6 protein-coding genes are annotated in these 6,787 nt (G+C 49.3%); all 6 read left to right on the plus strand.

Annotated features, from left to right (window positions below; genetic code table 11):
- Positions 1-265: 265 nt before the first annotated feature.
- On the plus strand, positions 266-2,518 hold the full coding sequence (locus ADIS_RS04880; protein ID WP_010853237.1) for a ligand-binding sensor domain-containing protein: 2,253 nt from the start codon (positions 266-268) through the stop codon (positions 2,516-2,518).
- A gap of 11 nt (positions 2,519-2,529) precedes the next feature.
- Complete coding sequence (locus ADIS_RS04885) at positions 2,530-3,333, plus strand: HpcH/HpaI aldolase family protein (RefSeq protein WP_010853238.1); 804 nt, start codon at positions 2,530-2,532, stop codon at positions 3,331-3,333.
- A 16-nt stretch (positions 3,334-3,349) separates the two neighbouring features.
- Positions 3,350-4,159, plus strand: a complete 810-nt coding sequence (locus ADIS_RS04890) for an N-acetylmuramic acid 6-phosphate etherase (protein WP_010853239.1) — start codon at positions 3,350-3,352, stop codon at positions 4,157-4,159.
- 240 nt (positions 4,160-4,399) lie between these two features.
- Entirely contained in the window at positions 4,400-5,521 is a 1,122-nt protein-coding gene (locus ADIS_RS04895; protein WP_035804708.1) for a tyrosine-type recombinase/integrase, read from the plus strand.
- A 121-nt stretch (positions 5,522-5,642) separates the two neighbouring features.
- On the plus strand, positions 5,643-5,900 hold the full coding sequence (locus ADIS_RS04900; protein WP_035804730.1) for an FUSC family protein: 258 nt from the start codon (positions 5,643-5,645) through the stop codon (positions 5,898-5,900).
- Between the two features lie 33 nt (positions 5,901-5,933).
- Complete coding sequence (locus ADIS_RS04905; protein WP_202900553.1) at positions 5,934-6,617, plus strand: DUF3667 domain-containing protein; 684 nt, start codon at positions 5,934-5,936, stop codon at positions 6,615-6,617.
- Positions 6,618-6,787: the final 170 nt, after the last annotated feature.

The following is a 6,787-nucleotide window of genomic DNA, read 5'->3' on the forward strand; positions in this document are numbered from 1 at the left end:
CAGAAGAGTGGGGTTTTCCCGTCTGAAACAACGGGATGTCAGGATCACTCAAGTAGTTAGGTTAGGTAAGTTTTGTCCGCCTTTGGCAGGTGCTAAGGCGGACAAATTTCTTTTGACCCCTTAAAGTTGGCTTCTTTTACCCCTATTGGCCATTGCGCATTGAACCCTATGGAGCTTGTCTGTCAGGAGCAAGGCTGACAGCAGATCTACCCAAAATACCAAGGGTCTTGAATGACCGGCTCATCACTAAAACAACTATACACACATGACAAAACTATTCTTGGGCGGCATGGTTGCCCTTGGAATTGCCGCGTTGGCTTCCTGCAATCCCCAATCGGGCGACTCTGCCCAATCCATGGCCGGAACTATCGTCCATGAAGACACCCGTTTCCGGCAGGAGCTTAGCATCAAGTATTACCTGGAGACGCCCGGGGTGGGGCTCCTACGAGCGTACGAGGATCGAAACGGTACGGTACAGGTGCTTTCCGATCAGGGCCTGCTGCGTCCTCACGACGGGCAGTTTCTCTTTCCGGGCAGGCTGATAACCGACAGGACCTACCTGCCGATGAAGGACAAGCGGCTGAAAGACCTTGTACTGTACCGTGACCAGTTTGTCTACCTGGACGACCGATCTGTGTTGAGCAATGCCTGGGCGGGATCCCTGTTTGTCCGGCATGCCATCTCCGATGCCTCCCTTTTTCAGGCGGGCAAGGATTTTTCCTTTCTCGTGGCCGGAGCGGGCAGCTTGGCCTATTATGTCGATTCTGCGGAGGTGTGGAAGGGCAGTATGGGCAGTGCCCAGGTATTGGGCCTGGACTATGATTCCCGGCAGGATCGTTTTCTTGTGTTGACGCCAACGCAAGTGGCTACCTTTACACCCGGCCAAAAGGAATTGAAAGAGGTATTTTCCGGTTCGGGGTTTACTTCCTTTTCCCTGGCAAATGGGGGCAAGCACCTGATCATCGGAACCAACGACGGTTTTTTGAGGGTAAGTACTGCCTCGTGGCAGCAGGAAGGTGAGCGGCAGAACAGGCTGCCCTGGCCGGAACTGACCGCCGTACGCGAAATCCATGGTAACCTATGGTTTGGGTCGACCCGGGGTGCATTTATGTTGAAGCCTGACGGGAAGTTTAACTATTACTACGGAGAGCGATGGTTGCCCGGCGATCAGGTGATGCACCTGGCACCGGGAAGCGGCCAAAACGTATGGGTGCTCACCGATCAGGGGCTGGCAAAGCTGGAGTTCTTCGAGCAAACCCTGCACGAAAAGGCGGAGTATTTCGACAAGCAGATGCGGGAGCGACATATCCGCTACGGATTCAATGCTACCCTGGTGGGCATGGAAAAGGGCAACATCAATTCCGGCCGCCTGGGCGACTCGGATAACGACGGACTGTGGACATCGATGTACCTAGGGGGGGAGGCGTTCCGGTATGCGGTCACCGGCGAGGCCGAAGCCCTGCAAAATATCCGTGAATCCCTGGATGCCATGGAGCGGCTCTACACCATCAATCCCATCGAGGGCTTTCCTTCCAGGTCCTTTGCCAGAAGGGGTTATATCCCCCAACTGTCAGACCCAGAGCGCTGGCAGCCGGCCAGCCATCCCGAGTGGGACTGGAAGGCTACCACCAGTAGCGATGAAGCCATCGGGCATGCGTTTGTATTTGGCGTGATCGCCGAACTGGTAGATGACAAGGAAGTAAAAGATCAGGCTGTGCGCTTGATCGATGCCCTCATGCAGCATATCGTGGACAATGACTGGTACCTGATCGACTACGATGGCAAACCCACGTTGTGGGGCAAGTGGCATCCGGATTATGTGAACAATTTTCCCCGCATGGTAGGCGACCGGAAGCTAAACTCCTCCAATATCATCTCCATGCTGCAGACAGCCTACCACTTTACCCAAAAGGAGATCTACAAGACCAAGGCCTTTGAGCTGATGAACGATCACGGGTACCTGGACAATATGATGGTGCCCATGGAGCAAATCGGCAAAGCCGAGGAAGGTACAGACGAGTGGGCGGAGATGCTTTCCGAATCCTGGAACCACTCAGACGATGAAATGTATTTTCTCGGCTACTGGGGCCTTTACCGCTATGCCTTTAACGATACCCTCAAGGCCAAATACCGTGAATCCATTATAGACCACTGGGAGGCCGAGCGTCCCGAAAAGGACGGGCTTTGGAATATCTTCACCGCGCTGGTGGCCCCCGACAACTTTGACCTGGAGGAAGCCATCTGGTACCTGCAGGAATATCCGATGGACCTTATCAATTGGAGTGTGCAGAACAGCCACCGCAAGGACGTGACGCCCATTGCCGAGAACTTCCGTCGTCAGACGCTCACGGAGGTATTGCCGCCCGATGAGCTGCCTATCAGAAGGCACAATGCCAACCGATTTGGCCTTGATGCCGGCGGGATGGGCCGCTCCGAAAACAGTCCGGGCGATATCTGGCTGCTTCCCTATTGGATGGGCAGGTACCTGGGTGTCATCAGCGGCCCCCAAACAGACTAACCCCTCCAGTCATGCGGTTTTTCGACAAAATGAAAGCAGGTATGCGGGTTTATGGCACCTGCATCACCTCTTTTAATCCCCTTTGGCCCCGGATTTGGGAGGCGGTAGGCTTGGACTTTGTCTTTTTGGATACCGAGCATATCGCCTTGGACCGCACCCAAGTGGCCCACTTGTGCCGGCAGTTGCGGGCTTCCGGGGTAGTTCCCATTGTGCGGGTAGCTGCTCCCAGTGCGGTATTGGCCGGGCAGATGATCGATGCCGGAGCCGGCGGTGTGGTCGTGCCCTATGTGGAGTCGGTGGAGGAAGTACGGCAGTTGGTGGGGGCTACGAAGTACCGACCGATCAAGGGGCAAAAGCTTGCCCGCTTGCTGCGCGGCGAGGAGAGCCTGACTCCCGAGCTGCAGGCCTATCTTCAGGAGTACAACGGCCCGCGTATGGCCATTGTCAATATAGAAAGTGTGCCGGCCCTGGAGGAACTGGAGGGGCTGCTTTCGGTACCCGGATTGGATGCGGTCTTTATTGGTCCCCATGACCTCTCGGTGAGCATGGGCCTGCCGGAGCAATACGACCATCCCGAAGTGGAGCAGGCTATGCGGCGCATCGTTCAGGTGGCACGTGCCAAGGGACTTCATGTGGGGGTGCACTTTTCCGCCTCTCCTAAGCTGCAGGTCCAATGGATAGCGGAGGGCGTGGACATGATCTTGCACAGCAGTGACTATGCGCTTTTTTTCCAGCGCTTACAGGAGGATATTACCTATATTAGAAGCCAAAACGGGGATGGAGAAGCCAATGCTGCCCGTCCCGAAACGATCTAAGCAAATACCAAGTACCATGACTAAAATTACAGAACAGGATTCGTTGTATAGGCATCTGGAAAAGATGTCGGTGGAGGAGTTGACGGCCCATATCAACCGGGAAGACAAAAAGGTGGCCCTGGCCATTGAGCAGGCCCTGCCGCAGATCAATGCCGTGATCCAAAAAATTGTTGCCCAGCTGAAGGCTGGGGGCCGGTTATTCTATGTGGGAGCAGGCAGTGGCGGTCGCCTTTCCGTGCTTGACGCCATCGAGCTGCCCACCACCTATGGGGTGCCCAAGGGGATGGTCAATGTGATCCTGGCCGGTGGCGTGGAGCACTTGGTGGAGGCCAGGGAAGAGGAAGAAGACGACCGGGAGGCAGGCTGGAAGGCATTGCAGGCACAGCAGGTGTCGCCGGGGGACTTTGTGTTGGGGATTTCGGCCAGTGGCACGACGCCCTTTGTGTTGGAGTCACTCAGGGCCTGTAGGAGCCATGGCATTCCCACGGGCTGTTTGGTGAGCAATCCCGATTCGCCCATCGCAGGACAGGCCGATCTGCCCATAGAGGTGATCACCGGACCTGAGTTTATCACCGGCAGCACGCGCATGAAGTGTGGTACGGCACAAAAAATGATCTTTGATATGATCAGTACCACGGTAATGGTGCAGCTGGGCCGGGTGGAGGACAACAAGATGGTGAATGTCTTGCTGATCAACGACAAGATTACCGACCGCGCGGTGCGCATGCTGATGGAGCGCTCCGGTATCGCCGACTATGCGCACGCCAAAGAGCGTCTATTGGCAGCCGGTTCGGTGCGCAAGGCTTTGGATGCACTGGCGGAATAGGTTTTCGTGAGATGAGCTGATATTGTCATTTGAGACTGTCTGTAAAGGGCAGTCTTTTTTTTCGTTACCGGTTTTCCGGATTTCCCCGTAAAGCTGGGTGAAGCTTGCCGCCTTACAATTAGGGTCAAGCAGGTCGGTTGACGTATCGGATATCCACTTTTTTTTGAGGGAATTTTTCTGGAATTTGTGGAGTTGGGGGATTTTTTTGTATTTTCCACCCATCATTTTTTCTAAGTTGTCATGAAGAAGACCATAGTTTTACGAAACGACACATTTGGCAAGGTGCCGGTCATTCGGATGGAGTTTCCCTTCGATTTCGACTTAAAAGAATTGGTAAAGGCCTACCCGGATGCGGCATGGTATCCAAAGGAGAGCGTATGGGCGGTTCCGTATGCCGACACCCGGGTTTCTTCCCTCTTGGCGCATTTTAGAGGGAACAATGTGTGGCTGGACTACAGCTTGGTCAAGAAGGCGGAGCTTCCGCAGGTGTGGCCGGAACTCCCTCCCTTGGCAGATCGGATTGGGGCGGAGATCCAGCGGTTTAGGGATTGGCTGCGAAACCGTCGGTATGCAGAGGCCACGGTAAAAAACTATTGTGATTCGATCTCGGTATTCTTTCGGTTTTTGGAAAACAAGGATCCAGAGGAGGTGACCAACGAGGATATGGAGCTGTTCAATCGGGACTATATCCTGGCCCGAGGGCTGTCGGAGTCGTATCAGTCGTTGTTTATCAACGGGGTGAAGTTGTATTTTGCCATTTTGGAGGACAGGAAGTTGGAGCCGGAGATTATCCGGCGTCCGAGGCGGGCGAAGAAATTGCCCCATGTATTGAGCAAGGAAGAGGTCAAGGCGATTTTGGAGGCCCTTACCTACCCAAAGCACCGGCTGATTTTGCTCCTTCTGTATTCCTGTGGTCTGCGAAGGGGGGAGTTGATAAACCTACGCGTGACCGATATCCAGCTGGAGCGAGGGGTTCTTATGGTGAGAAAAGGTAAGGGTAACAAAGATCGTTTGGTTCGGTTTCCACCCATGTTACGGGGTATTCTGCAGTCATATATCAAAGCATCTCAACCTAGAGAGTATCTGATAGAAGGGCAGAAGGGAGGGGCCTACAGCGAAAAAAGTTTGGCAGAGGTATTCAAGAAAGCCTTGCATTTGTCCGGCATCAACAAGCCTGCTACTCCGCATTGGTTGCGGCACAGCTATGCTACCCATCTTCATGAAGGAGGTACGGACATTCGGTTTATTCAGGAGCTTTTAGGTCATCAGAGCAGCCGAACGACGGAAATTTACACACATGTAAGTACTCGAAAAATAAGGGAAATTCGGAGTCCAATAGAGGACATGGATCTAGAAATATAGAAGGCAACCAAACCAGACCAATCCAACAACCTAAAGCGAGAAGGGTCTAGCCAAACCAGACCAATAAGAAAGTTAGCTGTAATTTAGAAAAACACTCACAATCTGATTATTGATGAACAAAATGGATAAAAAACAATTGAATGAATTAACCGATAAGGAGCTATTGAATGAAGCTAAAAAAATGAAATCTACTCAGACTATTGATGCTACATTAATAGGGGTTTTATTTGGAATTTTGATTTATAGCATTATCGCAGGAAACTTCACCATCTTCTTTGGAATACTTCTTTTGTATGCTATTTATAAATTAGCTAATAAGGAAAAGTACAAAAGAGAAGAACTTAAAAATCTTTTAAAAGAACGAAATTTGAAATTATAGATGGTTGATAATTGTAAAAACTGTAAAACAAATTTGACACATAATTTTTGTCCAAATTGTGGTAATCCATCTAAATTAAAAAGGATTGATGGTCAATATGTAGTTAATGAAATCAGTAATGTTTTAAATTTCAACAAAGGAATATTATTTACAATTAGAGAATTGATTTTACGACCCGGTAAAACAGTAAGATTTTTTTTACAAGAAGATAGAAATCGATTAGTTAAACCAATTGTATTTATAATTGTATGTTCATTAGTTTATTCTATCATTCAACAGATATTCAGTTTTGAAGATGGCTATGTGGGATACTCATTTGAAAAAGAATCAGCAATAGCTTCTATTTTTAATTGGGTTTCTGAGAATTATGGCTATTCAAATATATTAATGGGAATTTTTATAGCAATTTGGATAAAAGTTTTCTTCCGAAAGTACAGTTTTAATTTCTATGAAATACTAATTCTTTTGTGTTATGTTATGGGAATAGGAATGTTGTTATTCGCTCTTTTTGGAATTATTGATAGCCTAATTGATTTTCAAATAATGGATAAGGGTTACTTAATTGGAATTATTTATATTTTATTGTCTATCATAGATTTTTTTGATAAAAAGAAGATTATTAATTATCCCAAAGTTGTGATTTCATACTTTTTAGGAATGCTCACATTTATGTTTGGGATTTTTATAATTGGTGGAATAATAAATTGGATAAGATGAAAACTACAGCTAACAGCACCTACCCAAAAGTGGCGGTTCAGTGGTTAAATCAAGCTTTGTACTTCTATCAAAGTTTGTGCTTGGTTGACAGTGAAGTGCTTCGAAATCGCCACCTTCGGGTAGCTGCAAAACGTTGGCGATAATATAATGAAACAGAAATCACATATTTT

Source organism: Lunatimonas lonarensis (assembly GCF_000390185.1).
Taxonomy (GTDB): Bacteria; Bacteroidota; Bacteroidia; order Cytophagales; family Cyclobacteriaceae; genus Lunatimonas; species Lunatimonas lonarensis.

What these genes read in the sequence shown, in the direction of transcription:
- ADIS_RS04900 (WP_035804730.1), top strand. Translation starts at nt 5,643, where the DNA reads ATGGATAAAAAACAATTGAATGAATTAACCGATAAGGAGCTATTGAAT.
- ADIS_RS04890 (WP_010853239.1), top strand. Translation starts at nt 3,350, where the DNA reads ATGACTAAAATTACAGAACAGGATTCGTTGTATAGGCATCTGGAAAAG.
- ADIS_RS04880 (WP_010853237.1), top strand. Translation starts at nt 266, where the DNA reads ATGACAAAACTATTCTTGGGCGGCATGGTTGCCCTTGGAATTGCCGCG.
- ADIS_RS04885 (WP_010853238.1), top strand. Translation starts at nt 2,530, where the DNA reads ATGCGGTTTTTCGACAAAATGAAAGCAGGTATGCGGGTTTATGGCACC.
- ADIS_RS04895 (WP_035804708.1), top strand. Translation starts at nt 4,400, where the DNA reads ATGAAGAAGACCATAGTTTTACGAAACGACACATTTGGCAAGGTGCCG.